The following is a 26,963-nucleotide window of genomic DNA, read 5'->3' as shown; positions in this document are numbered from 1 at the left end:
CCGCCTAGAATTCAGACATGCGCTCGCCTCGTCCCCGGTTCACTCGCTCGCTCGTGGGAACGGCCGGCGCTCTCGTCCTCGCCGCATCCCTCGCCGGGTGCTCGATGCTCTTCCCCGAGGAGCCCCCGGCGACATCCACAGCGCCCACGCCGGCACCGACCACCACGGAAGGTCCGGCGCCCCTGTCGCCCGAGAGCACCGCGACTGACAACCTGCCGCTGTTCTCCGAGGTGATGAACCAGGTGGCGGCGTCGCCCGACAGCGTCGCGGGGCGGGCGTACATCGATGCGCTCGTGGCAGCCGGTTTCGACAAGTCGACGATGCAGGTGACGGCCGACCGCACCTCCGTCGACGACCCGGTCGACAGCTTGCAGTTCTCGGTCCTGTGGGCGGGGGAGTGCCTGGTCGGACAGGTGGGTCCATCGACTCCCGCCCCCACGGCGACGGTGTTGCCCGAACTGCCGAGCGGTGGCTGCCTGATCGGCCAGACGCGCCCCATCGACTGGTGAATCGCGGGGTCCGGGCGGGCGAACGCGGCGCCCTCCCGGACTAGACTCGAGACGTTATGGCCGAATACATCTACTCCATGGTCCGCGCCCGCAAGGCCGTCGGCGAGAAGCTCATCCTCGACGACGTCACGATGGCATTCCTTCCCGGTGCCAAGATCGGAATGGTCGGCCCCAACGGTGCCGGTAAGTCGACGATCCTGAAGATCATGGCGGGGCTCGATCAGCCATCCAACGGTGAGGCGAGGCTCGCGCCGGGCTTCTCGGTGGGCATCCTGATGCAGGAACCGGAGCTCGACGACACGAAGACCGTGCTCGAGAACATCGAGGCCGGGGTCGCGATCAAGCCGAAGCTCGACCGCTTCAATGAGATCTCCGCGCTCATGGCCGACCCCGACGCCGACTTCGACTCGCTCCTGGCCGAGATGGGCACGCTGCAGGAAGAGATCGACGCGGCCGACGGGTGGGACCTCGACTCTCAGCTCCACCAGGCGATGGAAGCACTTCGCACGCCGCCGGCCGACGCCTCGGTGGCGCCGCTGTCGGGTGGGGAGCGCCGCCGCGTGGCCCTCGCGCGTCTGCTCCTGCAGAAGCCCGACCTGCTCCTCCTCGACGAGCCCACGAACCACCTGGACGCCGAGAGCGTGCTCTGGCTCGAGCAGCACCTTCAGGCTTACAAGGGTGCTGTCATCGCCATCACCCACGATCGATACTTCCTCGACAACGTCGCCGAGTGGATCGCTGAGGTCGACCGCGGTCGCCTCATCGGCTATGAGGGCAACTATTCGACGTACCTCCAGAAGAAGGCCGAGCGCCTCGACATCCAGGGCAAGAAGGACGCGAAGCTCGCGAAGCGTCTGAAGGACGAGCTCGAGTGGGTGCGGAGCTCTGCCAAGGGGCGTCAGACCAAGTCGAAGGCCCGTCTGGCCCGCTACGAGGAGATGGCGGCAGAGGCCGAGCGCACGCGCAAGCTCGACTTCGAAGAGATCCAGATCCCCGCGGGCCCGCGTCTGGGCAGCGTCGTCATCGACGCGAAGAAGCTTCACAAGGCGTTCGGCGATCGCGTGCTGATCGACGGCCTGAGCTTCAACCTCCCGCCCAACGGCATCGTCGGTGTCATCGGCCCCAACGGCGTCGGAAAGACCACGCTGTTCAAGACCATCGTGGGTCTCGAGCCGCTCGACGGCGGAGAGCTGAAGATCGGCGAGACCGTCAAGATCAGCTACGTCGACCAGTCACGCGGCAACATCGATCCGGAGAAGACCCTCTGGGAGGTCGTCTCCGACGGACTGGACATCATCACGGTGGGCAAGACCGAGATCCCCTCGCGGGCCTACGTGTCGAAGTTCGGATTCAAGGGACCCGACCAGCAGAAGAAGGCGGGCGTGCTCTCCGGTGGTGAGCGGAACCGTCTGAACCTCGCCCTCACCCTGAAGGAGGGCGGCAACCTCCTCCTCCTCGACGAGCCGACCAACGACCTCGACGTCGAGACCCTCAGTTCGCTCGAGAACGCGCTGCTGGAGTTCCCCGGCTGCGCGGTCGTCATCACCCACGACCGGTGGTTCCTCGACCGCATCGCGACGCACATCCTCGCGTACGAGGGCACCGAGGAGAACCCGTCGCAGTGGTACTGGTTCGAGGGCAACTTCGAGGCGTACGAGGCGAACAAGATCGAGCGGTTGGGCGCGGATGCCGCGAACCCCGCCAAGTCGACCTACCGCAAGCTGACGCGTGACTGAGCACACGCCGCACACGGTGGCCTCGGTGGTGACAACTGCCGGGGCCACCCGTGTCCGTATCCCCATCCATCTCCGCTGGGGCGACCTCGACGCTCTGGGGCACGTCAACAACACCTCGATGCTCAAGCTGCTGGAAGAAGCGCGCCTGCGCGCCTTCTGGAAGCCCGAGGCAGGGATGTCGGGCCCGACCACGGCCATCCTCGACGCGCTGAGCCTGTCGGCGGAGACGATGACGCTGATCGCGCGGCAGGAGATCGAGTACCTCGCTCCGGTGCCGTACGGCCAGCGCCCGCTCGACGTCCAGCTCTGGATCGGCCGTATCGGCGGTTCGAGCATCGACGTCTGCTACGAGGTCTACAGTCCCCATGAGGACGACCCGCAGACCTGTTACGCCCGCTCGACTGCCGTCGTGGTGATGGTGTCGACCGAGACCGGTCGGCCCGTCCGCCTGACGGATGAGATGCACCGCGCATGGGCGCCCATCCTCGGGGAGCCGATCACCTACGCTCATCGGCGTTAGGGTCACCAGCATCCGTGGTCGCGGGAACGCGGACCATGATCTCCTGGGCGACGCTGGCGACGAGTGTGCCCGCCCGATCGTAGATCCGCCCGGTCGACAGCCCGCGCCCGCCGCGTGCGCTGGGCGATTCCTGCACGTAAAGCAGCCAGTCATCGACCCGCGCGAAGCGGTGCCACCACATGGCGTGGTCGAGGCTCGCCACCTTGAGGCCGGGCGTCGCCCACGCCAGCCCATGCGCTCGCAGCACAGGCTCCTGGATCGTGAGGTCGCTGAGGAACGCGAGGGCTGCCCGGTGCACCGCGGGGTCGTCGGGCAGGGCTGAGCGGGTGCGAGCCCACACCGCCTGCCGAGGCGTCGCGTCGTCGTCGGGCTGCAGGTAGATCGGCGCCGTGACGTGGCGCAGCTCGATGGGGCTGGCGGAGAAGATCCGCCGGCTGAGCGGGTGCATACCGCTCAGCTGTTCCTCCAGAGCGGGGAGGTCTTCGGGCTGCGGCAGACCGTCGGGCATGGGCTCCGCGTGCTCGACGCCGGGATCCTCATCCTCGAACGAAGCGATCATCGAGAAGATCGGCAGCCCGTTCTGGAAAGCCTGGGTCCGCCGTGTCGAGAACGACCGCCCGTCGTGGATGCGATCGACGGAGAAAGTGATGTTCCTCGACGAGTCGCCGGGGCGCAGGAAGTAGCCGTGCATCGAGTGCGGCACGCGTTCGCGCGGCACCGTCCGCATCGCCGCCATCGTCGCCTGTGCGAGCACCTGGCCGCCGAAGACCCGACCCTGGGGCATCACCTGCGACCTGCCGGTGAAGATGTCCTCCATGGTCCGCGCCTCGCTGGAGGAGAGATCGAGCACGCTGAGCATCGCGGCGACGGGATCCGTCTCTTCCGTGAGGCTGTCGGGCATGGGCTCTGAGCTGTGTGCGGGCATCGGTCGGTAGTCTAGGACGGATGTCCGAGCGCCTCCTGTTCCCGCAGCCCGAGGTGGCCCGTGACGTCCTGACATTCGCGGGCCGTGCAGCCCGCCACGGCGACGGCATCCTTCGGCTCCGCGCTCGTGCCGGCGTCCTAGCGCTCTCGTGCGCGCCCCTGGCACCGCGTTCACTGACCGACGCGACTCCGTTCGTGCTTGCGCTCCGGACGGCTCGCGTCGACCCCGAGCTGGAATGCGACCTGACGGTCGACGCGGCTGCGCTCGCACCCGATGGCGATGACGACCGTGCCGTGCGACTTCCCGACAGCGGGGTCGCTGCTTCCTGGGCCGGCGTGTCGCCTCCGCGCTCGGGATGGCGCGAGGCCGGCAGCCTCGACTCCGCTCAGGTGTCGCTCCGGGCGCAGTGGGGGATCGCGGCGGTCGCTCGTCAACTCCCCGCCGGCGCCGGCGATGACGTCGTCCATCTCGTCCGCTCGTCGATCTGGGGAGCACCCGACGAGGATCTGGGCGGCCTTCCTCTGGGAGTCGCGTTCGCCGCGGTCGGCCTGGGGTTCATCGCGGGCGCCGAGCACCCGACCATCCGCCGTACCGACGTCTGGACGCGGGTGTCGTTCGCACGGGGCCACGTCCTGACACGGGGGCCGGTCGCGATGGGTCTCACTCCCGTTCGCGCCACGGGAACGCCGCGCTGATTCAGTCCGACGCCGGGGCGTCGGCGGCGGATGCGGGGTGCACGCCCAGCATCGGCCGCCGTGCCGAGCCCTGTGGACCGATGCCGGCCGGCTCGAACGTGTTGACCATGGCGTACGCAGCGCGCTCGAGGTAGTCCCACAGGGTCGCGTCATGGAGCGGGGGCAGCGCGAGCTCGTCGAGTGCCGTGCGCATGTGGCGCAGCCACCGGTCGCGAGCGTCGGGATCTACGTGGAACGGGCGGTGGCGCATTCGCAGCCGAGGATGACCGCGCTCCTCACCGTAGGTGGTCGGGCCACCCCAGTACTGCTCGAGGAACATCGTGAGCCGGTGCGCCGCCGGCCCCAGGTCGGCCTCGGGATACATCGGCCGCAGCACCTCGTCGGCGGCGACCTCTCGGTAGAAGACATCGACGAGGCGGACGAAGGTCTCGTGACCGCCGACCTCGTCGTAGAAGCTGACCTGGTCGCTCACGGGGTGTCTTTCTGCTGATCCGTTGCGTCGCCGTCACCGGCGGGCGCCTCCTGGGCGTCGGGCGATTGCGTCGACGCCGAGGCCCCCTTGCTGCGCTTCGGCCGCCACTGGGGGCGCGCCTTCACCTGCGGCGGTGCCACCGGCTGGGGCTTGGTCCGCGGCGGGTTCGCGCCTCGGATGCTCTGGGCACCCTCGAAACCGGTGAGGACGGTGGAGTTGAGCTGGGGGAGCGCGACGCCGAGCTCGTCCACGGCGTCCTTGAGTCGCGCGCGGAGGGCTCGCGCGACATCGTCCTTGGCGTTGGGCCGCGTCTTGACGACGAGACGGATCACCAACGCGTCGCCGCTGATCGATTCGAGCCCCCACAGTTCGGGCTTCTCGATGATGCGGCTGCGCCACTTCGGTTCGCGCGCGAGATCCTTCGCGGCGTCGATCACGGTCTTCTCGACGACATCGACGTCGGCGTCGGTCGGCACGCCGAGATCGATGATCACGCGCGACCAGCCCTGCGACATGTTCCCGATGCGAGTGATCTCACCGTTGCGAACGAACCACAGCGTCCCGTTGACGTCTCGGACATGCGTGACACGGACGCTGACGTACTCGACGATGCCCGTGGCGAGTCCGAGGTCGACGACGTCGCCGATGCCGATCTGGTCCTCGGCCACGATGAACATCCCGTTCAGGACGTCTTTGACGATGTTCTGAGCACCGAAACCGAGACCGGCGCCGATCGCGGCCGACAGCAGGGTGAACGACCCGAGGATGTCGGGGCTGAGAACGCCCACGATCATCAGCAGGGCAACGATGACGATCGTCACGTTGACGATGTTGGTCAGGATCGACCCGAGTGTGCGGGTCCGCTGGACGATACGCACCTGCGCGAGCGGCGACATGTCGATCGCTCGCGTGTCTTCGGCCTCGGCCCGCGTCTTCGCACCGCGCACGATGCGGTCGACGATGCGGGCGATCAGGCGGCGCATCAACCAGGAGAGCGCGAAGGCGCCGAGGATGATGCCCGCGACCGCGACGATGTTCCATCCCGCGTCGGTGAGGAACTTCCAGAACTCCTCGGCGGGGAACTCCCAGGCGAGCGGGACGGCAGTGGTCACGGTGGTCATCGATCCGATTTTACCGAGCGGCACCGCGACATTTCCGAGAGAGCCATCAGGCATCGAGGCCGGGTTCGGCGAGCCCGTGCGCGATCAGCACGGCGTGCACGCGATCTCGCGCGGGCAGCTTCGTCAGGATGCGGCCGACGTGCGTCTTGACCGTGGACTCGCTGAGGAAGAGCTCACCGGCGATCTCCAGATTCGTCAGTCCTCGCGCCATGGCAGCCAGCACATCCGCCTCCCGCGCCGTCAGAACGGCCGGGGTGACGGGCTGCGGAGCGGGCAGCCCGGTCGCGGTCACGAGCTCGATCATGCGACGGGTGATCCGCGGAGCGAGCGTCGCCTCGCCTGCGGCGACAGCGCGGACGGCAGCGACGAGCTCATCGCGTCGCGCATCTTTCAGGAGAAAGCCGCCGGCGCCGGCGCGGAGCGCCCCGAACGCATACTCGTCGAGGTCGAACGTCGTGAGCACCAGCACGGCGACGGTCGGATGCTCGCCCCGAATGCGAGCGGTGGCTTCGATGCCGTCGACCACCGGCATGCGCACATCCATCAATACGACGTCGGGCGACGACTCGGAGACGGCGCGGAGGGCGGCCGCGCCATCGGCTGCCTCACCGACCACCTCGATGCCGTCAGCGGCGTCCAGCACCATCCGGAAGCCGAGGCGGATGAGCTGCTGGTCGTCGACGATCAGCACGCGGATCGGCGAAGCGGGATCAGCGGTCATGATTCTCCTGTTCGAGGGGGATGACGGCGTGCACGCGCCACCCACGGCCCGATCCCGGTCCCGCGGTCACCGCTCCGCCCGCCAGGACCACGCGCTCTCGGAGGCCACGCAGGCCGTACCCCGATGACGACGTCGTCGAGGAAGCGACCGGCTCGCCGTCGTCGACGATATCGACCTCGACTGCGTGAGGACGGTAACCCACCCGCACGTCGATCCGTTCGGCACCGCGTGCGTGGCGCATCGCGTTCGTGACGCCTTCCTGCACGATGCGCGAGATCGCGAGTTGCACCGCGCTGCTGAGCTCCGGTCTGTCGCCCGAGATGGTCAGAGTCGCGTCGAACCCGGCGGCGCGCGCGGAATCGACCGTGTCCGCGGTCGTGTCGCGTGCCAGCGGGGCGAGCGGAGCGGCGTCGTCCTCGCGGAGGATGCCGAGGGTCGCGCGCATGTCGCTGAGGGCTTCGCGCCCCGTCGATGCGATGGCGGTGGCGCCGGGACGGGCGCGGTCGATGTCGCTCGATGCGGCGACGCCCTCGGCCAGGGCCACCATCACCGTCAGCGAGTGAGCGACGATGTCGTGCAGCTCCCGGGCGATCCGGTCGCGTTCCGATGCCGCGGCGAGGCGCGCCTGCTGATCGCGTTCGACGACGAGCTGGCGCGACCGGTCGATGAGAGCGGCGACGTAACGGTGCCGGTTGCCGACATTCGTGCCGATGAGGGCCCCGATGAGCGCGCTCAGGCCCTCGCCGACCAGCGCGTTCCAGGCGATCATCGGGCCGATCATTCCCGTGAACGCGAGGCCGGCCACCAACGCGGCGATGGTGCCGAACGCGACGGCCACACCGATCAGGCAGGCCCGAGCACTCCGATGGACGGCGAGGGTGTACGCCGCGATGCCGAGCATCGGCCCACCGGTCGGCGCAGGGGCAAGAAGGTAAGCCAGCGCGACCGCCACGGCTCCGACGAACACGAGCGTCGGGTAGCGCCTGCGCACGAGGAGCGAGGCGCACCCGAGCACGACCACGACCATGACGATAGGAGCCGTGGTGGCCCAGAGCCGGCCGACACCGATCGCGTCGTCGATGCGATCCGTGAAGCTCGTCGCCGGGACGAGCGAGAAGGCCAGGCAGATGAGCGCGGTGAGGATGTCGGCGAAGACCGGGTGCCGCCCCCAGAACCGCCGGAGGAATCCGGGCGGACGCGGAAGCCGCAGCTCATCGTCGGGCGACGATGAGCCACGGCTTCCGGGAGACACTCCTCGTACCCTACGCGTCGGTCGAGCGGAGGATAGCCCAGCCGCCGAGCAGCGTCGCGGTCGGCCACGCGAGCAGTGTGATGAGGCCCGTGACGAAGTCGTCGGAACCGGGCGAGGTCACCGTCTGCGCTGCGCTCGCGGGCAGGTACTTGCCCAGGTCGACGATCCACGCCCACGATTCCCCGCCGAAGGCGAACAGGCTCAGGACGATCGGCATGACGAACAGGATGCCGACCGTGGCGGCGATCGCGCCGGCGCCGTTGCGAATGATGAAGCCCCATCCGAGTCCGAGCAGGGCGAACGTGGCCATCGCCAGAACACCGAGTACGAGGGGGAGCACCGACGATTCCGCGTCCGCCCAGTCGATGGCACGGTCGCCGAAGATCGGCGCGGAGGCGACGACCGACACGATCGTGGTGACGACCGTCGTGGCGGCGAGCAGCAGTGCGACCACGACCGCCTTCGCGACGAGCACGGCACCGCGTCGTGGCTCGGCGGTCAGGGTCGATCGGATCATGCCGGTCGAGTATTCGCCGGTGATCGCCATGGCACCGAGGATGCCCGCCACCAGCATCGTGAACTGCATCGGAGCGACGATCGCGCTGACCGGGTTGAAGTCGCCACCGAAATCCTGCGAAGCCCACGCCATGAGCAGCGAGATGCCGATCGCGAGGACGGCCGTGACTCCCAGCGACCACCAGGTGGAGCGCAACGAGAGCAGCTTGATGGTCTCGCTGCGGACAAGGCGACCGAACGACAGTCGCGCGTTCGGCGGCGTGGCGCGCGCCGGCGCGGGGGTCTGCACGGTGGTGGTGGCGGTCATCGCGCCGCTCCCTTCGTCTGGTATTCGACCGACCCCTCGGTGAGGGCGAGGTAGGCGTCTTCGAGCGATCCCACGCGCGGTGTGAGCTCGTGAAGCGGGATGCCGTGCGCGGCTGCGGTGTCGCCGATCGCGGCCGCGCTCAGGCCGGCGACCTGCAGGAGTCCCGGCTCGCCCGTGGTCACCGCGACGTCGGGGCCGGCGATGAGGCGGGTGAGTTCGTCGGCCCGCGGGGTGCGGACGACGACAGTGTTGCTCGTCCACGAGCGGACCAGATCGTCGATGCCGGCATCAGCCAGCACGCGGCCTCGGCCGAGCACGATCACGTGGTCGGCGGTGAGGGCCATCTCGCTCATGAGGTGGCTCGAGAGCAGTACCGTCCGCCCTTGCGCCGCCTGACCGCGGACGAACTGCCGGACCCAGCGAACGCCCTCGGGGTCGAGACCGTTCACCGGCTCATCGAGGATCAGGGTCTGCGGATCGCCGAGGAGCGCGGCTGCGATGCCCAGGCGCTGCCCCATGCCGAGCGAGAACTTGCCGGCGCGCTTGCCCGCTACCGAGCCGAGGCCGGTGATCTCGATCACCTCATCGACGCGGGAGCGGGGGATGCCGTGGGTCGCCGCCATCGCGCGCAGGTGGTTGCGCGCGCTGCGGCCGGTGTGGACGGCCTTCGCGTCGAGGAGGATGCCGACCTCGGTGAGCGGTGACCGCAGCGAGCGGTAGTCGCGGCCGTCGATGGTGACGCGCCCGGACGACGGCCGGTCGAGGCCGACGATCATCCGCATCGTGGTGGATTTGCCGGCGCCGTTGGGCCCCAGGAAGCCGGTCACCTTGCCCGACTGCACGGTGAAGCTCACCCCGTCGACGGCCGTCTTGTCTCCGTACCTCTTCGTGAGGCCTTCTGCAACGATCATGCGCCCCACGCTATCGACGGGCGCATCCCGCTGTCGTCCGCCGGGAGTGCCGAGAATGCTGATGGGCGTCGTACCGGAGTACGACGCCCATCAGCATTGCGGATGACGTCAGTCCTGCGCGTCGCGCTCCTGCACAGCGAGCGCCCGCTCGACGCCCGCGAGGTTCTCGGCGACAAGTCGGCGGAGCGCAGCCGGGGCCTCTGCGTTCTCCGAGAGCCACGAGCGGGTCGCGTCGCGCAGCTCGGCGTTGGCGAGGGCCGCCGGGTACAGGCCGACGATGAGGTACTGCGCGATCTGGTAGCTGCGGGATTCCCAAATGGGCAGCAGCATCCGGAAGTACTCCACCACGTACGGCGTGAGGTGCGTCACGCCCGCCGGGTGGGTGAAGCCGGCGGCCGCCGATCGCACGACGGTGTTAGGCAGGTCGTCGCTCTCGATGAGGGACGCCCATGCGGCGCGCTTCGCCTCGGCCGTCGGCAGTGCCGCCCGCGCCTGCGCCGCGAACTCCCCGCCCTTCGCGGTGTTGTCGGCTGCGAGTGCAGCGTCGATGTCGGACGCCGCGACGGCACCGGACGCGGCGAGCGATACCAGGAGCGCCCACGAGAGGTCGGCGTCGATCTCCAGCCCCGGCAGCACCGTCTCACCCGAGCGCAGCGCACGGACGACGTCCGCGTGCGCAGCCGTCGACGCCGCAGACGCGAACGCGGTCACGAATTGAAGCTGGCTGTCGCTCCCGGCCTCGGCCTGCTGCGCGAGCGCCCACAGTCCATCGGCGACGCGGGCGCGCGCGGCATCCCGGCTCTGGGGATCGACGTAGGAGTTCGCGGCGAGCTGCAGCTGACCGAGCGTGGTACGGACCGTGGTCGACTCCGTCTCGGTGCCGATGTTGCGGAGAACCAGGTCGATGTACTCGGTCGCGGATGCCTCCGCGTCTCGGGTCTGGTCCCACGCAGCGCCCCAGACGAGGGAGCGCGCGAGCGGGTCGCTGATCTTCGCGAGGTGCTCGACCGCCGTACGGAGCGAGCGCTCGTCGAGGCGAATCTTGGCGTACGCGAGGTCCTCGTCGTTCAGGAGGACCAGGTCGGGCTGCGCGCGACCCTTCAGCTCCGGCACCTCGGTCAGATCGCCGTCCACGTCGAGCTCGACGTGGTGCGTGCGCACGAGCGTGCCGCCCTGGAGGGAGTAGAAGCCGACGCCGAGGCGGTGCGGACGGATCGTCGGGTAGTCGGCGGGTGCCGTCTGCACGATGGCGAAACGGGTGATGATCCCGTCGGCATCCGTGACGATCTCCGGTTCGAGCGTGTTCACGCCGGCCGTCTCGAGCCACTTCTTCGACCAGGTCTCGAGCTCGCGACCGCTCGTGGCCTCGAGTTCGACGAGAAGATCGGAGAGCTCCGTGTTGCCCCACGCGTGCTTCTGGAAGTACGCCGAGACACCGGCGAAGAAGGCTTCGACGCCGACCCACGCGGCGAGCTGCTTGAGAACCGAGCCGCCCTTGGCGTACGTGATGCCGTCGAAGTTGACCTGGACATCCTCGAGGTCGTTGATGCGGGCGACGACCGGGTGCGTCGACGGAAGCTGATCCTGGCGGTAGGCCCAGGTCTTCTCCATTGCGTTGAAGGTCGTCCAGGCCTCGGTCCACTCGGTCGCCTCGGCCGTCGCGATCGTCGACGCCCATTCGGCGAACGACTCGTTGAGCCAGAGGTCGTTCCACCACTTCATCGTGACGAGGTCGCCGAACCACATGTGGGCGAGCTCGTGAAGAATGGTCACGACACGGCGTTCCTTCACCGCATCGGTGACCTTGGAACGGAAGACGTAGGTCTCGGTGAAGGTCACGGCGCCCGCGTTCTCCATGGCGCCGGCGTTGAACTCCGGCACGAAGAGCTGGTCGTACTTCGCGAAGGGGTAGGGGACGCCGAACTTCTCCTCGAAGTAGGCGAAGCCCTGACGTGTCTTCTCGAAGACGTAGTCGGCGTCGAGGTACTGCCACAGGCTCTTGCGCGCGTAGACGCCGAGGGGGATCACGCGCCCGTCGGCGCTCGTGAGCTCGGAGAAGACCTGCTCATACGGGCCCGCGACGAGAGCGGTGATGTACGAGGAGATCCGGGGAGTCGGCTCGAAGGCCCACGTGGCCGTCCCGCCGTCGCCGGGCACGGGCTCGGGTGTGGGGGAGTTGGAGACGACCTTCCACTCGACGGGGGCCGTGATCGTGAAGCGGAACTCTGCCTTGAGGTCGGGCTGCTCGAACACCGCGAAGACACGACGCGAATCGGGAACCTCGAACTGCGAGTACAGGTAGACCTCGCCGTCGACGGGGTCGACGAAGCGGTGCAGGCCTTCGCCGGTGTTCGTGTAGAGGCAGTCCGCATCGACGATGAGCTCGTTCTGCGCCGCGAGACCGTCGAGTGCGATGCGGGAATCGCTGAATGCCGAGGGGTCGATCGCCCGGCCGTTGAGGGTGATCTCCCGGACATCGCGGGCGATCAGATCGACGAAGGTCGAGGCGCCCTCGGCGGCGGCGAAACGGATGACCGTGCGCGAGCGGAAGATCTCCGCGCCGACGGTCAGATCGAGGGCGATGTCGTAGCTCTGCGTGTCGACGATCGCGCGGCGCTCCTGCGCCTCGATGCGGGTGAGGTTCTCTCCAGGCACGTGCGTTCTGCTCCCAGGGTCGGGGTGAGGATTCGGGGCCGCGCGCTGCTGGCGCCGACGGCAACCGTGCCAGCCTACGCTTTCGGGGCTCGCACGTTCATAGGATGGTGCCATGCGCATCCATATCGCGACCGACCACGCCGGTCTCGAGTTCTCCACTCAGCTCCAGCACCACCTCGCCGAAGCGGGTCACGATGTCGTCGACCACGGCCCGATCGAGTACGACCCGGTAGACGACTACCCCGCCTTCTGCATCCGTGCGGCGGAGGCCGTCGTCCGGGATCAGCAGGCGGGCGTCGAGGCGCTCGGCGTCGTCTTCGGCGGGTCCGGCAACGGCGAGCAGATGGCGGCGAACAAGGTGCATGGTGCACGCGCAGCACTCGTCTGGAACATCCCGACGGCCGAGCTCGCGCGGGAGCACAACGACGCCAATGTCATCGCCATCGGCGCGCGCCAGCACACGTTCGACGAGGCGGTCACCTTCATCGACCGCTTCATCGCGACGCCCTTCAGCGGGGAGGAGCGCCACGCGCGACGTATCGCCCAGCTCGCCGCCTACGAAGCCGACGGCAGCCTGCTGCCCGACCCGCGCGCGGTCGACGGCGGCACCACGTCGCCGCTGCCCGCCACCGACTCGTTCGATCCGGAAGCGGGCTGATGCCCGAGGGCCATTCCGTCCACCGGATCGCCCGCCAGTTCGAGCGCAACGTCGTCGGCCGCGTCGTCGCCGCGTCGAGCCCGCAAGGGCGGTTCGTCGAGGGCGCGGCGGTGCTCGACGGTCGCGAGGCGATCGAGGCGCGGGCGGTCGGCAAGCAGATGTTCCTCGCGTTCGAGGACGACGTCTGGTTGCGCGTCCACCTGGGGATGTATGGCGCGTGGGATTTCGCCGGCGAGATCGTCGTCGACCCCACGATCGCGTCCGCGAACGGACGGATGGGACATACGAATCAGCGCGGCACAGAGATCGCGCCGATCTACGACGCGGCCGGAGAGAACTCCCTCAGCTCGATCGGTGCGCCGCGACGAGCCCGCGGACGAGTCCGCATGAGCGAACAGACCACGGGGCTCGGTGACGACGGTGCTGCCGAGGACGGGGGATGGCCGCCGCCCGTCGTCGGTCAGGTGCGCCTGCGCCTGCTCACCGACGTGACCTGTGCCGACCTTCGCGGACCGACGGCCTGTCAGCTGCAGACACCGGAAGAGGTTCAGGCGACGATCGCGAAGCTCGGGCCCGATCCGCTCGTGGATGACGTGACGGAGGGCGAGGAGCGATTCGCCGCGACCGTCCGCCGCAAGCCGACGGCGATCGGTCTGCTTCTCATGGACCAGAGCGTGGTCAGCGGAATCGGCAACGTCTATCGCGCGGAGATGCTGTTCCGCGCACGCCTGAACCCGCACACGCCGGGCCTCGACGTGCCGGAGGAGACCGTCCGAGAGCTCTGGCGCGACTGGGTACGGCTGCTCGCGATCGGCGTCGAGACGGGGCAGATGATGACGATGGACGATCTCGATCCCGAGGCATGGCGCCGGGCGATGGCCCATCGTGACGACCGGCACTGGGTGTATCACCGGGCGGGCCTGCCCTGCCGCGTGTGCGGAACGTCGATCGTCCTCGAGGAGATGGCGTCACGCAAGTTGTACTGGTGCCCGAACTGCCAGAGGTGAGCGCATGAGACAGAATCCCAGCTTCGCGATGACGGATGTCGTCGAGCTGCGCCGTGTGATCGACGAGAACCCGTGGGTCACGATCGTCAGTGCGGTCGCCGACGGACTCGTCGCGTCGCACTACGCCGTGCTCCTCGACGACGAACGCGACGACCTCACGATCGTGGGGCACGTCGGGCGCCCGGACGACGTGATCCACGGCCTCGGTGGCGGCGAGATGCTCGTCGTGGTCCAGGGGCCGCACGGGTACGTGTCGCCTCAGTGGTACGGCGACGTGCCTGCCGTCCCCACCTGGAACTACGTCTCGGTTCATCTCTCCGGCGTGCCCGAGATCCTCGCGCCGGAAGAGAACCTGCGTGTGCTCGAGCGCCTCGTCGACCGGTTCGAGTCGGGCCTGGGTGCGCCACGGGGCATGTGGGCCGCGCCGAACGATGAGGACTTCGTCCGGCGTCTCGAGCGGGGGACCGTCGGATTCCGTCTCTCACCGGCCCGAGTCGAGGCTAAACGCAAGCTCAGCCAGAATCGGCCGGATGCCGTGGTCGACACCATCATCGCCGAGCTCGAGCAGACCGCCACACCGTATGCCGACCCCCGGCTGGCGACGGAGATGCGCCGGGCTCACGAGGCGATGCGCGCCGCCCGCGAGGACCGGTCGTGAATCCTGCAGCGCCGGGCGAGGCAGTGGACATCATCGCGGACGTCCGACTGACCGGCCCGGGGCGCACGGATCCGTTCGGTGCCGATCTGGTCGACGTGCACGTCGCGGGTGATGTCGTGGTCGACATCGCGCCTGCGGGCGCCCTCCCGCGACGCGGGGTCGTTCTCGACGGTGGTGGGGGCTCGCTGATCCCCGGACTCTGGGACCACCACGTTCACACCGTGCAGTGGGCCCTGGCGGCGCGCCGCGTCGACCTCGAGGGCATCGTGAGCGCTGCCGAGGCGGCGGCGGTCATGGGTCGAGCGGGACTGGATCTCGACGGTCGCCGCGTCGGCTCGGGTTTCCGCGACGCGCTCTGGCCTGATCGGCCCTCGCTCGCACTGCTCGACGCGACCACGGGCGACGCGCCCACCTATCTGATCAACTCCGATGTCCACAGCGTCTGGCTCAACAGCGCCGCGCTCCGGCGTGAGGGGATGTCGGCGGCCGACGGGGTGCTGCGCGAGGAGCCCGCGTTCGAGATCTCCCGCCGCCTGAACGCCCTCGACACGGCGGTCGCGGATGCCGCGGTGATCGAGGCGATGTCTGCGGCATCCGCCCGCGGCGTGGTCGGCATCGTCGACCTGGACATGGCATGGAACGCGGAGGCCTGGGATCGCAGGCTGGCTCGCGGATACGACGCGGTGCGCGTGTCGTTCGGTGTCTACGCCAGCATGCTGGATCGAGCGATCTCAGCGGGACTGCAGACCGGCGACGCGATAGATCCGGCGGGGCTCGTGCGGATGGGGCCATTCAAGGTCATCACCGACGGCTCACTCGGCACCCGGACGGCGGCGTGCTCGCACCACTATCCGAACGCCGAGGACGACTTCGGAGTCATGACCGTGCCGCCTGCCGAGCTCGTCGAGCTGATGCGGCGCGCGACGGGGGCCGGCATCTCCTGCGCGGTGCACGCGATCGGCGACGTCGCGAACTCGCACGCCCTCGACGCCTTCGCGATGACGGGAGCCACCGGGACCATCGAGCACGCTCAGCTCGTCGCTCACGCCGACATCCCGCGGTTCGCCCGCCTCGGCATCGGCGCGAGTGTGCAGCCCTCGCATGCCGTCGATGATCGCGACATGGCGGAGGAGTTCTGGGCGGGGCAGACGGCCGTCGGCTACCCGATGCGGGAGCTCGTCGATGCCGGAGCCAACCTGCTGCTCGGTTCGGACGCGCCGGTGGCCCGTCTCGATCCCTGGACCACGATGTCGGACGCGGTGTTCCGTACGCGTGACGAGCGCGATCCCTGGCGTCCGCATCAGCGAATCGCGGCTGCAGTCGCCCTCGCAGCCTCAACGGCGGGTGGGTCGCAGACCGGCTCGGCGATCGCGCCGGGGGACATCGCGGATCTGGCCATCGTCGACCGTGACCCTCTCGCCGCCGACACACCCGGCGCTCTGCGCGGAACCGGCGTGACGGCGACCCTCCTCGGCGGCCGGATCACGCACATCGGTTGAATCGCGTCTTCCGGGGCACACGTCCCGGGAAGGCGAAACGGGACGATGATCGGTGGGAAGCGTCCTGCTGCCCTCGTCCCGATCACCGCCCCGTTCGGCGCCGAGGGTTACTCGGCGAGGTGTGCGAGGAGGAACCAGCGATCCTTGTCGACGCCGCGCTTGATCTCGATCGCGACGTCCTGGCTGGTGAGGTCGACCTCGTCGAGACCGTCGATGGCGTTCTGAAGGTCGACGAGCGCCCCGTCGATGTCGGAGACGATGGCCTTGATCTCGTCCTGCCACTGCGCGAACCCGGCGGGCACGGCGGTGCTGGTCTTCTCGGCCATCGTCGAGACGCGCGAGTCGACGGGCAGGCCGAGGGCGACGATGCGCTCAGCGGCGGTGTCGGCGTAGTCCTGGGCGTGGGCGACCACCGTGTCGAGCAACTCGTGGATCGCGATGAAATTCGAGCCGCGGACGTTCCAGTGCGCCTGCTTGCCGTTGACGACGAGCGCCTGCATCTTGTGCACGACCGGGGTGAGGAACTGCGCGGCAGCGGCGGCGACCTCGGGGTCGGCGGTGAGGGCGGGAGTGGTGATGTTGGTGTCGGTCATGTCTGCGCTCCTTCTGGCAGGTCGTGGCCTGCATCTGTCCAAACGCTACTCACGCCGGAACATTCCGCAAGCAAGAGAAGGCTGGGCTCACCAGGGGTAACGTGAGGCCATGCCCGTCGCCTCGTCCGCTTCCCTCGTGTCTCTCGGAGAGTCTCGGCCCCGCCTGCATCCGACGGTGTTCGTCGCGGACGGGGCGCGTCTGGTCGGTGACGTGGTCATCGGCGAGATGTCGAGCGTCTGGTACAACGCGGTGATCCGCGGTGATCGGTCGCGCATCGTGATCGGAGATCGCAGCAACGTCCAGGACGGCGTCGTGATCCACGTCGACGCGGGGTCGCCCGCGAAGATCGGCGACGACGTCTCGATCGGCCACAACGCCGTCGTCCACGGGTGCACGGTGGAGGACGGCTGCCTCATCGGGATGAACAGCACGATCCTCAGCGGTGCGGTGATCGGGGCCGGATCTCTCGTCGCCGGGGGAGCGGTCGTGCTCGAGGGAACCGTGATCCCCACCGGTTCCCTCGTCGCCGGGGTGCCGGCGAAGGTCCGCCGGGCGCTCACGGAGGACGAACGGGGCGGGCTTCACGGGAACGCCGCGACATACCTGCAGCTGGCCACCGATCACGGTGCCCGTTGCGCTGAATGAAAAGCTCCTCCGCGTACGAAGACGAGGAGGAGCATCGGAGGGGCTGACGAGAATCGAACTCGCATCATCTGTTTGGAAGACAGAGGCTTTACCACTAAGCTACAGCCCCGCATCCGACCTGGATCGGATGTGGATCGCCGTCACGCTGAGAACCATGTCCAGCGCTGGCAACTCGAACAGTCTAGCGGACTCCGTCGGCTAGACTGACCACGGCCGTTTTCCGACGCACGTGTGCTGCGCGCCCGGGGCGTAGCTCAGCTTGGTAGAGCGCCCGCTTTGGGAGCGGGAGGCCGCAGGTTCAAATCCTGTCGCCCCGACAACGGCCCCACGAACCCAGACCACCGAACGGACGCGCATGTGCGCGGCCGGATAAAGGAGAACGACAGGCATGGTCACCAGCACCGTCGAGACGCTCAGCCCCACGCGGGTGAAGCTCCACATCACGGTCAGCCCGGACGAGCTGAAGCCGAGCATCACCCACGCGTACGAGCACATCGCTCAGGACGTGCAGATTCCCGGCTTCCGCAAGGGCAAGGTGCCCGCTCCCATCATCGACCAGCGTGTCGGCCGCGGTGCGGTCATCGAGCACGCGGTCAGCGAGGGCCTCGACGGCTTCTACCGCGAAGCCGTCACCGCGAACGAGCTGCGCGTCCTCGGGCGTCCGTCGGCCGAGGTCGTCGATTGGCCCAGCGACAAGGACTTCTCGGGCGACCTGAAGGTCGAGGTCGAGGTCGACGTGCGTCCCGAGTTCGAGCTTCCCGCCTACGAGGACATCACCATCGAGGTCGAGCCAGTCGCCACCGACGACGCCGCCATCGACGAGGAGCTCGACCGCCTGCGCGGCCGTTTCGGCACGCTCGTCACCGTCGACCGTCCTGCCGCGAAGGGCGACTTCGTCGAGCTGGACCTCGTCGCGACGATCGACGGCAACGAGATCGACCGCGCCGAGGGCGTGTCGTACGAGGTGGGCTCGGGCGAGCTCCTCGAGGGCATCGACGAGGCCATCGAGTCGCTCACCGCTGGTGAGGACACCACGTTCCGTTCCAAGCTCGTCGGCGGCGACCACGCCGGCGAAGAGGCCGAGGTCGCCGTCACGGTCAAGGCTGTCAAGGAGCGCGAGCTCCCCGAGGCCGACGACGACTTCGCGCAGATGGCGAGCGAGTTCGACACCATCGCCGAGCTGCGCGAGAGCCTTGTCGAGCGCGTCTCGCAGCAGAGCCTGTTCACGCAGGGCGCTGCCGCGCGCGAGAAGCTCGTCGACGCGCTCCTCGAGAAGGTCGAGATCCCGGTTCCGGCCGGACTGGTCGAGGACGAGGTTCACGCGCACCTCGAGGGCGAGGGTCGTCTGGAGGACGACGCGCACCGTGCCGAGGTCACCGAGGCGAGCGAGAAGCAGTTCCGCACGCAGATGGTGCTCGACAAGATCGCCGAGACGCACGAGGTCCAGGTCTCGCAGGACGAGCTGACCCAGTACCTGATCCAGGCCTCTGCGCAGTACGGCATGGCCCCGCAGGACTTCGTCAACGCGCTCCAGCAGAACGGCCAGCTTCCGGTGATGGTCGGCGAGGTCGCCCGTAACAAGGCCCTCGCGATCGCCCTGGGCAAGGTCACGGTCGTCGACACCGACGGGAAGTCGGTCGACCTGACCGGCTTCATCACCGTCGAGGGCGAGGAGTCCGCCGCCGACGAGGCGCAGGAGATCGCCGACGAGGCCGCCGACGCCGATGGCGACGCCGCCGAGGCGGAGGAGAAGCCGGCCAAGAAGACGCCGGCCAAGAAGGCGCCCGCTAAGAAGAAGGCGGATGCCGCCGACGACGCTCCCGCCGCCGACGAGAAGGCTCCCGCCAAGAAGGCGCCGGCCAAGAAGGCCCCCGCGAAGAAGAAGGCCGCCGACGAGGCTGCCGCCGAGTGATCTCCTGATCGCGACGGTCGCCCGACCGGCAGAAGGGGCGGATGCTGCGGCATCCGCCCCTTCTGCTCTGCCCGACAGATGCTCCGCATCAGGGACGGCGGTGACACGGGCTATGCCCACGGCGAACACGGTCAGGGGCGTGCGGCGGCGTCGGTAGATTCGACACGTCACGAAACTTCGGATCAGGAGCACACATGGCTGACCCCCTCATCGCAACAAGCGTCTTCGACAGACTGCTCAAGGACCGCATCATCTGGCTCGGGTCGGAGGTGCGCGACGAGAACGCGAACGAGATCTGCGCGAAGATCCTCCTCCTCGCGGCCGAGGACTCCGAGAAGGACATCTACCTCTACATCAACTCGCCGGGCGGCTCGATCACCGCCGGTATGGCGATCTACGACACGATGCAGTTCGTTCCGAACGACATCGTCACCGTCGGCATCGGCATGGCCGCGTCGATGGGGCAGCTGCTCCTGACCGCCGGCACGAAGGGCAAGCGCTACATCACGCCCAACGCCCGGGTTCTGCTGCACCAGCCGCACGGCGGGTTCGGCGGAACGGCCAGCGACATCCAGACGCAGGCGCAGCTGATCCTCGACATGAAGCGTCGTCTCGCCGAGATCACCGCGGCTCAGACCGGCAAGTCCGTCGAGCAGATCAACGCCGATGGCGACCGTGACCGGTGGTTCACCGCTCAGGAGGCGCTCGAGTACGGCTTCGTGGACCACATCCGCGAGTCGGCCACAGACGTCGTCGGCGGCGGCGGCACCGAGAACTGATCGACCGAAGGAGAAAGACAACGATGAACACACCCGCCTTCGGCCTTCCCCACGGTGCGGCGATGCCCTCGAGCCGGTACATCCTGCCGCAGTTCGAGGAGCGCACCGCCTACGGCTACAAGCGCCAGGACCCGTACAACAAGCTGTTCGAGGACCGCGTGATCTTCCTCGGCGTCCAGGTCGACGACGCATCGGCTGATGACGTGATGGCCCAGCTGCTCGTGCTCGAGTCGCAGGATCCCGACCGCGACATCATCATGTACATCAACTCGCCCGGTGGATCGTTCACCGCCATGACCGCGATCTACGACACCATGCAGTACGTGTCGCCCCAGATCCAGACGGTCGTGCTCGGTCAGGCGGCCTCGGCGGCATCCGTCCTGCTCGCCGCCGGCGCCCCGGGCAAGCGTCTCGCGCTTCCGAACGCCCGCATCCTGATCCACCAGCCCGCCGTCGGCGAGGCCGGTCACGGTCAGGCGTCGGACATCGAGATCCAGGCGGCCGAGATCCTGCGCATGCGCACGTGGCTCGAGGAGACCATGGCGCGCCACACCAACCGCACGCAGGAGCAGGTCAACAAGGACATCGACCGCGACAAGATCCTCTCGGCACACGAGGCGATGGAGTACGGCATCGTCGACCAGGTGCTGACGTCGCGTAAACGGACCCCCGCAGCGATCACCTCCTGAGCGAGGCGAGTTCACAGCGTATGGCCCCGGCGACGAGCCGGGGCCATACGCGTCGCGGGGGCGGTTCGACTCGAAGGGCTCGCAAATCCGCGGGGATGTCTGCGGGAGAGGTTAGGCTCGGAGCACCACGTTCTCAGGTGAGCGATGGTTTCCGGCATCCAGGAGGGGTACATGGCTCGCATCGGTGAGAGTGCCGACCTGTTCAAGTGCTCGTTCTGCGGAAAGAGTCAGAAGCAGGTCCAGCAGCTGATCGCAGGACCCGGCGTCTACATCTGCGACGAGTGCGTCGAGCTGTGCAACGAGATCATCGAAGAGCGCATGGCCGAGTCGGGCGACGAGTCGGTCGCCGAGTTCGACCTCCCCAAGCCGCGCGAGATCTTCTCCTTCCTCGAGGAGTACGTCGTCGGGCAGGACCCGGCGAAGCGTGCGCTCTCGGTCGCGGTCTACAACCACTACAAGCGCGTGCGGGCGCACTCGACCCTCCAGCCCGCCGAACAGCGCGCCGACGACGTCGAGATCGCCAAGAGCAACATCCTGCTGCTCGGTCCCACCGGCTGTGGCAAGACGTATCTGGCGCAGACGCTCGCGAAACGCCTCAACGTGCCTTTCGCCGTCGCCGATGCGACCGCGCTCACCGAGGCGGGCTATGTCGGTGAGGATGTCGAGAACATCCTGCTCAAGCTTCTGCAGGCGGCGGACTTCGACGTCAAGCGTGCGGAGACCGGCATCATTTACATCGACGAGGTCGACAAGATCGCACGCAAGGCGGAGAACCCCTCGATCACGCGCGACGTGTCGGGCGAGGGTGTGCAGCAGGCTCTGCTGAAGATCCTGGAGGGGACGGTGGCGTCGGTTCCGCCGCAGGGCGGACGCAAGCACCCGCACCAGGAGTTCATCCAGATCGACACGACCAACGTGCTGTTCATCGTCGCGGGCGCGTTCGCCGGCCTCGAGGAGATCATCTCGTCCCGTGTCGGCAAGCACGGCGTGGGCTTCGGCGCCCCGTTGCAGGAGAAGGACAAGGAACTCGACCTCTTCCGCGAGGTCGAGCCGGAAGACCTGCACAAGTTCGGTCTCATCCCCGAGTTCATCGGCCGTCTCCCCGTCGTCACGTCTGTCGCGCCGCTCGACCAGAAGGCGCTCATCGAGATCCTCACCGGTCCGAAGAACGCCTTCGTCAAGCAGTACCAGCGCATGTTCGAACTCGACGGCGTCGAGCTCGAGTTCGAAGACGAGGCGCTGCGCGCGATCGCCGATCTCGCCGTGGCGCGCAAGACCGGTGCCCGCGGCCTGCGCGCCATCCTCGAAGACGTTCTCGGCCCGATCATGTTCGAGATCCCGTCGGCCGACGATGTCGACAAGGTGATCGTGACGCGGGCTGCCGTCGATGACGGTGCTCCGCCCACGCTCGTCCTGCGCCAGAAGCGCAAGAGCGCCTGACGACGGAGTCGCATCGCCTGCTTCGGTGTCGGAGGTCCCGGTTAATCTGCCGATATGGGACGCATCATCTTCGACACGGCGAGCTCACTCGATGGCTTCATCGCCGACGGCGCGAACTCGCTCTCCTGGCTGTTCGCGGTCGACGGCGGCGACGAGCCCGACGCGAGTCTGCTCCCGGAGAACGCGGGCGTGATCGTCGAGGGGTCCACGACCTACGAGTGGGTACTCGCCGAGTCGGACATCCTCGCGCACCCCGAGCGATGGCAGGAGTTCCACGGCGATCGGCCGACCTTCGTGTTCACGACCCGCGAGCTTCCGCGTCCGGCGGGCGCGGACGTCAGGTTCGTGTCCGGGCCTGTGTCCGACATGCTCGCGCGTATCCGAGAGGCCGCTGCGGGGCACGATGTGTGGGTCGTCGGCGGTGGCGACCTGGCCGGTCAGTTCCTCGACGCCGGTGCGCTCGACCAGATCGCGGTCTCCATTGCGCCCGTGACGTTGGGTGGGGGAGCGCCCCTGCTTCCGCGCCGCATCGAGTCGGACCGGCTCTTGTTGCGCTCAGCAGAGCGGGTGGGAGCGTTCGCGCGCCTGGTCTACGACGTGATCCCCGTCGGTGGGCGCGACGCTCGAAGCGCTCCCACCGACGGGCTCGTCGCCGCAGACGCGGCCTAGGCGCTCAGCCCGCGGCGTGCGAGCAACGGCTCGATGCGGGCGTCACGGCCCCGGAAGTCACGGTATGCCTCGAGCGGATCCTTCGAACCGCCGACGCCGAGGAGGCGCTGACGGAAGCGATCCCCGTTCGAGCGGGTCAGCCCAGCGTTCTCCTCGAACCATTCAACGGTGTCAGCGTCGAGAACCTCGCTCCAGATGTAGGAGTAGTACCCGGCGCTGTAGCCACCTGAGAAGATGTGCGCGAAGTAAGCGGACGAGTAGCGTGTCGGCACAGCGGAGTCATCGAGTCCGATGTCGGCGAGGGCCGCGGCTTCGAAGGCTGCCACGTCGGTGACAGCTGCTGCATCCTCCGCGCTGAGCGAGTGCCATGCGAGGTCCAGCCATGCGGCGGCGAGATACTCGCTCGTGGCGAATCCCTGGTTGAAGGTCCCCGAGGCTTCGAGGCGCTCGACGACGTCCGAGGCGAGCGGCTCACCGGTGTCGACGTGTCGGGCGTAGTTCGCCAGCACCTCGGGTCGGTAGATCCACATCTCGTTGACCTGGCTGGGAAACTCGACGAAGTCGCGGAAAACGCTGGTTCCGGCGAAGGTCGGGTAGGTGACCGTGGCGAACAAGCCGTGCAGCGCGTGCCCGAACTCGTGGAAGAGCGTCGTCACCTCGTCGAGCGTCAGCAACGTCGGGGTGCCGGGGGAGGGCTTCGGGACATTCAGGTTGTTGACGACGATCGGAGTCGTCCCTCGTAGCGCCGACTGAGAGGCGATGGAGTTCATCCATGCACCACCGCGCTTGGTGTCGCGCGTGTAGAGGTCGAGCACGAACAGTCCGAGGTGGGAGCCGTCCTCGTTCGAGACCTCGAAGACACGCGCCTCCTCGTGGTAGGCAGGCAGGTCATCGCGCTCACGGAACGTGATCCCGTAGAGACGTGTCGCGGCGAAGAAGACGCCGTCGCGCAGCACTCGTTCGGCCTCGAACCATGGGCGCAGCGCGGCCGTGTCGATGTCGAGCGTGCTCGCGCGCACGCGCTCCGTTGCGAATGCCCAATCCTCCGGCCCGACCTCGGCGCCGTCCAGGACCTCCTGCAGGGCCAGCTTCTCGCGCTGTGCGTTGCGTGCAGCAGGAGCGGCGAGCCGGCGCAGCAGCGCGGACACCGCTTCCGGGGAGCCCGCCGTCTGGTCGGAGGTGACGTAGGCCGCGTGCGAGGGGAAGCCGAGCAGTTCCGCGCGCTCGGCACGGAGGCGGACGATTTCAAGCAGCACGGGGCGGTTGTCGTGGCGGCCGGGCCGGGAGCCGCGAGCGCGCGAGGCCTCGAGGATGCGGTGGCGGGACCGCGGGTTCGTGAGCGAGGCGAGCGCCGGGTGGCCCGTGAACAGTGTCAGGGTTATGACGTAGGCCTCCGGTCGCCCGCGATCGGCAGCCGCGCGCGCGGCGGCGGAGATCTCACCCTCGCTCAGCCCGTCGAGCTCCTCCCGCGACTCGAACACCACGGCCAGATCGTTCGTATCGGCGAGGAGGTTCTTCTCGAAGGTCGTCGTGAGAACGGACAGCCGGCCGTTGAGCTCGGTCAGTCGCTGCTTAGCGCTGCTGTCGAGCCCGGCGCCGGCGTGGGTCATCTGGACGAACCGCCGCTCCAGCAGGTAGCGCTGCTCGGCCGTGAGTCCGAGATCATCGCGGCTCGCGTGTAGGCGCTCGATCCGGTCGTACAGGCGGGGATCGAGGAGGATCGCGTCGGAGTGCGCAGACATCAGCGGGGCGAGCTCCTCGTCGACGGCCTGCACCGCGGGAGTGGCGTCCGCAGAGCTGACCGTGTAAAAGACGCGCGCTACGTCGCCCAGAAGCCGGCCGCTCTCTTCCCATGCCACGACCGTGTTCTCGAACGTCGGAGGCTCGGTGCTGCCGGCGATCGCGTCGATCTCGCGCCGCTGCTGAGCGAAGGCCTCGCGGAAGGCGGGCAGGTAGTCATCGACGTCGATCTCTCGGTAGTCGGGGAGGCCCCACGCGAGTGACGAGGCGGTGAGAAGGGAATTCGAGGATGCCGGCATGGCACAAGCCTACGATGTGTTCCAAAGATCATGTTGCAAAGAGGTGCTTGCAAAGATATCTTTGGACCCATGACCGAAGACAACGCCGAGAAGCGGACGCCTCGCGACATCCGCACGCTCGACTCGGGCGCGCTCCGTGCCCTCGCTCACCCCGTGCGCGTGCGTCTCTACGACATCCTGAGTCAGCAAGGCCCTCAGACGGCCAGCTCGCTCGCGGCGATGACGGGGGAGTCGTCCGGTTCGACGAGCTACCACCTGCGAGCTCTCGCGAAGCACGACCTCATTCGCGAGATCCCCGATCGGGGCACGGCGCGCGAGCGATGGTGGGAACGGCCCACCGGCGGCGTGTCGTTCCCGGGTGCGGACACGATGCGGACGCCGGCGGGCCGCGCCGCGACCCAGGTCGTCATGGGCGAGTTCCTCGATCGTCGACACGAGCAACTCATGCGCTTCGTGGAGAGCACGTTGCGCGACGAACTCGACCCATGGGCCGAGAACGCGCTCATCACCTCGGCCACCGTCTCGCTGACGGTCGAGCAGCTCCGCGAGGTCAACGCGCGTATCCAAAGAGTCATCGACGACGTCGTCGACGAGTACCGCGACGACCCGGACCCCGGCCCGGGTTCGTCCTCCGAACGCCGGATCGTCTCGCTGCGCGCCGAGGCGTTTCCGATCACGACAGAGAGCGACTGACGATGACCAGCGTGACCGTCTCCCGGACCCGCCCACCCGAGTCCGGGCGCCCCCGTCCGCTCGGGCGCAATTTCTCGCGACTGTGGACCGCCGCCGCGTTCAGCAACCTCGCGGACGGCCTGGGCCGCACGGCGGTGCCCCTGATCGCCACGACACTCACGCGCGACCCGCTGCTGATCTCGTTGCTCGGTGCGGCCGCCTTCCTCCCGTGGCTCGTTTTCGGGGTGCCTGCCGGCGTCATCGTCGATCGGTTCGACCGGCGCCGTGTCATGGCGTTGGCGAACAGCGTGCGCGGCGCGGCCGCGGTCGGTCTGGCCGTGCTCACGGTCACGGGCAGTCTCGACATCGTGTGGCTGCTCGTGGGCACGCTCGTCTTCGGCTTCGGCGAGACCCTGTTCGACAACGCGACCAACGCGATCATTCCGAGCGTCGTCGAGCGGGATCAGCTCGATCGGGCCAACGGGCGCATCCAGGCCGCGCAGATCACCATCGACAGCTTCGTGGCGCAGCCCGTCGCCGGCGTTCTCTTCGCCGTCTCGCTCGCACTACCGCTGTGGCTCGGCGCCGCGGGTTACCTGGTGCCGATCGCGCTGGCGCTCCTTCTCCCGCTGGCCGCGGCGCGTTCACGGGCTTCGGACGTCATCGGCGCGGATCAGGGCGACGTCGTCGCCGGCGCCGTCCCCGAGCCCCTGCCGGCAGCACCGGACGTCGCCGTTCCCGCCGGGGAAGCGATGCGTTACCTCTGGCGCCATCGGTTCCTGCGTGCCCTGGTCGTGTTCACGTCGGTCGTCGGCTGCGCCTTCGCTTTCGCGCAGGCTCCGACGCTGCTCTACTTCCTCGATGTCCACGGGGTACCCGAGTTCGCCATAGGGTTCGTCACGGCGGGCGTCGGGGTCGGTGCGCTCGCGGGCTCACTCCTCGCTGCGCGCATGGTCGCCCGCTGGGGCCGAGGCAACGTCATGTGGGGCGCGAACCTCGCCGCCGCAGCGTGCATGGTCGCCGTCGGGTTCGCCCCCGGAATCGTCGTTGCGGTCATCGCCTACGCGGGCATGGCGTTCGCGGTGTCGGTGTGGAATGTCCCGTGGGGTGCGCTGCGGCAGCAGATCATCCCGCCGGCGCTGTTCGGGCGCACTCTGGGCATCATCCGGACGCTCACCTGGGGACTCTTCCCCGGGGCGACGATCCTGGGCGGCCTGGTCGCGTCGATCGACCTGCGGCTGCCGTTCATCGCTGCGGGTGCTGTCTGCCTCACCGCGACGGCCCTGTGCACGCGCCTCATCCGCTCCGCGTCCGCGCAAAGCTCTCCCGCCGCGTCGGAGTGAGCGGCGGGAGACCGGGGCG

The 26,963-nt window shown here is 68.5% G+C and carries 26 protein-coding genes and 2 tRNA genes; 17 read left to right on the top strand and 11 right to left on the bottom strand.

What is annotated here, in order from left to right:
* Positions 1-17: 17 nt before the first annotated feature.
* The 3 genes from ACI2K6_RS01780 to ACI2K6_RS01770 are packed head-to-tail and all read left to right on the top strand — an operon-like array spanning position 18 to position 2,765.
* Entirely contained in the window at positions 18-509 is a 492-nt protein-coding gene (locus ACI2K6_RS01780; protein WP_282502535.1) for a DUF6993 domain-containing protein, read from the top strand.
* Between the two features lie 56 nt (positions 510-565).
* Positions 566-2,245, top strand: a complete 1,680-nt coding sequence (ettA, locus tag ACI2K6_RS01775) for an energy-dependent translational throttle protein EttA (protein WP_114589449.1) — start codon at positions 566-568, stop codon at positions 2,243-2,245.
* On the top strand, positions 2,238-2,765 hold the full coding sequence (locus ACI2K6_RS01770; RefSeq protein WP_323987648.1) for a thioesterase family protein: 528 nt from the start codon (positions 2,238-2,240) through the stop codon (positions 2,763-2,765). Before ettA ends, ACI2K6_RS01770 begins: the two co-directional genes overlap by 8 nt.
* Here ACI2K6_RS01770 and ACI2K6_RS01765 read toward each other — a convergent pair.
* Complete coding sequence (locus tag ACI2K6_RS01765) at positions 2,743-3,666, bottom strand: acyl-CoA thioesterase II (protein ID WP_274178031.1); 924 nt, start codon at positions 3,664-3,666, stop codon at positions 2,743-2,745. The two genes, ACI2K6_RS01770 and ACI2K6_RS01765, sit on opposite strands and share 23 nt — an antisense overlap.
* Before the next feature lie 44 nt (positions 3,667-3,710).
* On the opposite strand from ACI2K6_RS01765, the gene ACI2K6_RS01760 reads away from it, so the two are divergent.
* Positions 3,711-4,385: a hypothetical protein gene (locus tag ACI2K6_RS01760; protein WP_404567891.1), complete on the top strand. Its 675-nt coding sequence runs from the start codon at positions 3,711-3,713 to the stop codon at positions 4,383-4,385.
* A 1-nt stretch (position 4,386) separates the two neighbouring features.
* Here the strand turns inward: ACI2K6_RS01760 and ACI2K6_RS01755 are convergent, their stop codons facing one another.
* From ACI2K6_RS01755 to pepN, 7 genes are all read right to left on the bottom strand, one after another.
* Positions 4,387-4,857, bottom strand: a complete 471-nt coding sequence (locus tag ACI2K6_RS01755; RefSeq protein WP_114589451.1) for a globin — start codon at positions 4,855-4,857, stop codon at positions 4,387-4,389.
* Positions 4,854-5,978 carry a mechanosensitive ion channel family protein gene (locus ACI2K6_RS01750; protein WP_269266261.1) on the bottom strand — a complete coding sequence of 375 codons (1,125 nt, stop codon included), beginning with the start codon at positions 5,976-5,978 and terminating at the stop codon, positions 4,854-4,856. Before ACI2K6_RS01750 ends, ACI2K6_RS01755 begins: the two co-directional genes overlap by 4 nt.
* Before the next feature lie 46 nt (positions 5,979-6,024).
* Positions 6,025-6,699, bottom strand: a complete 675-nt coding sequence (locus tag ACI2K6_RS01745; RefSeq protein WP_205289308.1) for a response regulator transcription factor — start codon at positions 6,697-6,699, stop codon at positions 6,025-6,027.
* Positions 6,689-7,951: a sensor histidine kinase gene (locus tag ACI2K6_RS01740; RefSeq protein ID WP_274177845.1), complete on the bottom strand. Its 1,263-nt coding sequence runs from the start codon at positions 7,949-7,951 to the stop codon at positions 6,689-6,691. Before ACI2K6_RS01740 ends, ACI2K6_RS01745 begins: the two co-directional genes overlap by 11 nt.
* A gap of 10 nt (positions 7,952-7,961) precedes the next feature.
* Positions 7,962-8,774: an ABC transporter permease gene (locus ACI2K6_RS01735; protein ID WP_274177846.1), complete on the bottom strand. Its 813-nt coding sequence runs from the start codon at positions 8,772-8,774 to the stop codon at positions 7,962-7,964.
* On the bottom strand, positions 8,771-9,685 hold the full coding sequence (locus ACI2K6_RS01730) for an ABC transporter ATP-binding protein (RefSeq protein ID WP_274177847.1): 915 nt from the start codon (positions 9,683-9,685) through the stop codon (positions 8,771-8,773). The genes ACI2K6_RS01735 and ACI2K6_RS01730 overlap by 4 nt, the downstream gene beginning before the upstream one ends.
* A 108-nt stretch (positions 9,686-9,793) precedes the next feature.
* Positions 9,794-12,340 carry an aminopeptidase N gene (gene pepN, locus ACI2K6_RS01725; protein ID WP_404567886.1) on the bottom strand — a complete coding sequence of 849 codons (2,547 nt, stop codon included), beginning with the start codon at positions 12,338-12,340 and terminating at the stop codon, positions 9,794-9,796.
* A 112-nt stretch (positions 12,341-12,452) separates the two neighbouring features.
* On the opposite strand from pepN, the gene ACI2K6_RS01720 reads away from it, so the two are divergent.
* The 4 genes from ACI2K6_RS01720 to ACI2K6_RS01705 are packed head-to-tail and all read left to right on the top strand — an operon-like array spanning position 12,453 to position 16,162.
* Complete coding sequence (locus ACI2K6_RS01720; RefSeq protein ID WP_112614660.1) at positions 12,453-12,998, top strand: ribose-5-phosphate isomerase; 546 nt, start codon at positions 12,453-12,455, stop codon at positions 12,996-12,998.
* Positions 12,998-14,005, top strand: a complete 1,008-nt coding sequence (locus ACI2K6_RS01715) for an Fpg/Nei family DNA glycosylase (protein WP_404567884.1) — start codon at positions 12,998-13,000, stop codon at positions 14,003-14,005. The genes ACI2K6_RS01720 and ACI2K6_RS01715 overlap by 1 nt, the downstream gene beginning before the upstream one ends.
* Positions 14,006-14,009: 4 nt before the next feature.
* Positions 14,010-14,663, top strand: a complete 654-nt coding sequence (locus tag ACI2K6_RS01710) for an FMN-binding negative transcriptional regulator (protein ID WP_404567882.1) — start codon at positions 14,010-14,012, stop codon at positions 14,661-14,663.
* Positions 14,660-16,162 (top strand): amidohydrolase, encoded by a 1,503-nt coding sequence (locus ACI2K6_RS01705; protein ID WP_404567880.1) that lies wholly within the window; start codon positions 14,660-14,662, stop codon positions 16,160-16,162. Before ACI2K6_RS01710 ends, ACI2K6_RS01705 begins: the two co-directional genes overlap by 4 nt.
* 107 nt (positions 16,163-16,269) lie before the next feature.
* On the opposite strand, the gene ACI2K6_RS01700 is transcribed toward ACI2K6_RS01705, so the two are convergent.
* Complete coding sequence (locus ACI2K6_RS01700; protein WP_112614668.1) at positions 16,270-16,755, bottom strand: Dps family protein; 486 nt, start codon at positions 16,753-16,755, stop codon at positions 16,270-16,272.
* A gap of 109 nt (positions 16,756-16,864) precedes the next feature.
* Here ACI2K6_RS01700 and ACI2K6_RS01695 point away from each other — a divergent pair, with 109 nt between their 5' ends.
* Positions 16,865-17,401, top strand: coding sequence for a gamma carbonic anhydrase family protein (locus tag ACI2K6_RS01695; RefSeq protein ID WP_404567878.1), 537 nt, complete (start codon positions 16,865-16,867; stop codon positions 17,399-17,401).
* A gap of 38 nt (positions 17,402-17,439) precedes the next feature.
* Here ACI2K6_RS01695 and ACI2K6_RS01690 read toward each other — a convergent pair.
* Positions 17,440-17,510, bottom strand: a tRNA-Gly gene (locus tag ACI2K6_RS01690).
* 134 nt (positions 17,511-17,644) lie between these two features.
* Here ACI2K6_RS01690 and ACI2K6_RS01685 point away from each other — a divergent pair.
* The 6 genes from ACI2K6_RS01685 (at position 17,645) to ACI2K6_RS01660 (ending at position 22,890) form a co-directional block, all read left to right on the top strand.
* A tRNA-Pro gene (locus tag ACI2K6_RS01685) sits at positions 17,645-17,718 on the top strand.
* Positions 17,719-17,789: 71 nt separating this feature from the next.
* Positions 17,790-19,313 carry a trigger factor gene (gene tig / locus ACI2K6_RS01680; RefSeq protein WP_404567876.1) on the top strand — a complete coding sequence of 508 codons (1,524 nt, stop codon included), beginning with the start codon at positions 17,790-17,792 and terminating at the stop codon, positions 19,311-19,313.
* Between the two features lie 194 nt (positions 19,314-19,507).
* Positions 19,508-20,092, top strand: coding sequence for an ATP-dependent Clp protease proteolytic subunit (locus tag ACI2K6_RS01675; protein ID WP_023950833.1), 585 nt, complete (start codon positions 19,508-19,510; stop codon positions 20,090-20,092).
* A gap of 23 nt (positions 20,093-20,115) precedes the next feature.
* Positions 20,116-20,781 carry an ATP-dependent Clp protease proteolytic subunit gene (locus ACI2K6_RS01670; RefSeq protein ID WP_023950830.1) on the top strand — a complete coding sequence of 222 codons (666 nt, stop codon included), beginning with the start codon at positions 20,116-20,118 and terminating at the stop codon, positions 20,779-20,781.
* 171 nt (positions 20,782-20,952) lie between these two features.
* A complete protein-coding gene (clpX, locus tag ACI2K6_RS01665) occupies positions 20,953-22,221 on the top strand; it encodes an ATP-dependent Clp protease ATP-binding subunit ClpX (protein WP_269266251.1) in 1,269 nt (422 codons plus the stop codon).
* Positions 22,222-22,275: 54 nt separating this feature from the next.
* Entirely contained in the window at positions 22,276-22,890 is a 615-nt protein-coding gene (locus tag ACI2K6_RS01660) for a dihydrofolate reductase family protein (protein ID WP_404567874.1), read from the top strand.
* Here the strand turns inward: ACI2K6_RS01660 and ACI2K6_RS01655 are convergent.
* Positions 22,887-24,929: a M3 family metallopeptidase gene (locus ACI2K6_RS01655; protein ID WP_404567872.1), complete on the bottom strand. Its 2,043-nt coding sequence runs from the start codon at positions 24,927-24,929 to the stop codon at positions 22,887-22,889. The genes ACI2K6_RS01660 and ACI2K6_RS01655 overlap by 4 nt on opposite strands.
* Before the next feature lie 69 nt (positions 24,930-24,998).
* Here ACI2K6_RS01655 and ACI2K6_RS01650 point away from each other — a divergent pair, with 69 nt between their 5' ends.
* Positions 24,999-25,622 (top strand): helix-turn-helix domain-containing protein, encoded by a 624-nt coding sequence (locus ACI2K6_RS01650; protein ID WP_378718582.1) that lies wholly within the window; start codon positions 24,999-25,001, stop codon positions 25,620-25,622.
* A 2-nt stretch (positions 25,623-25,624) separates the two neighbouring features.
* The gene (locus tag ACI2K6_RS01645) at positions 25,625-26,944 is read left to right on the top strand and encodes an MFS transporter (RefSeq protein ID WP_404567869.1); all 1,320 of its coding nucleotides are present in this window, start codon (positions 25,625-25,627) and stop codon (positions 26,942-26,944) included.
* The last annotated feature ends 19 nt before the right edge of the window (positions 26,945-26,963 follow it).

Source organism: Microbacterium sp. NPDC006705 (assembly GCF_044903545.1).
In the GTDB taxonomy this organism is placed as follows: Bacteria; Actinomycetota; Actinomycetes; order Actinomycetales; family Microbacteriaceae; genus Microbacterium; species Microbacterium plantarum.
Note: the sequence above shows the minus strand (reverse complement) of the source record. Positions and strands in the feature narration are given on the sequence as shown.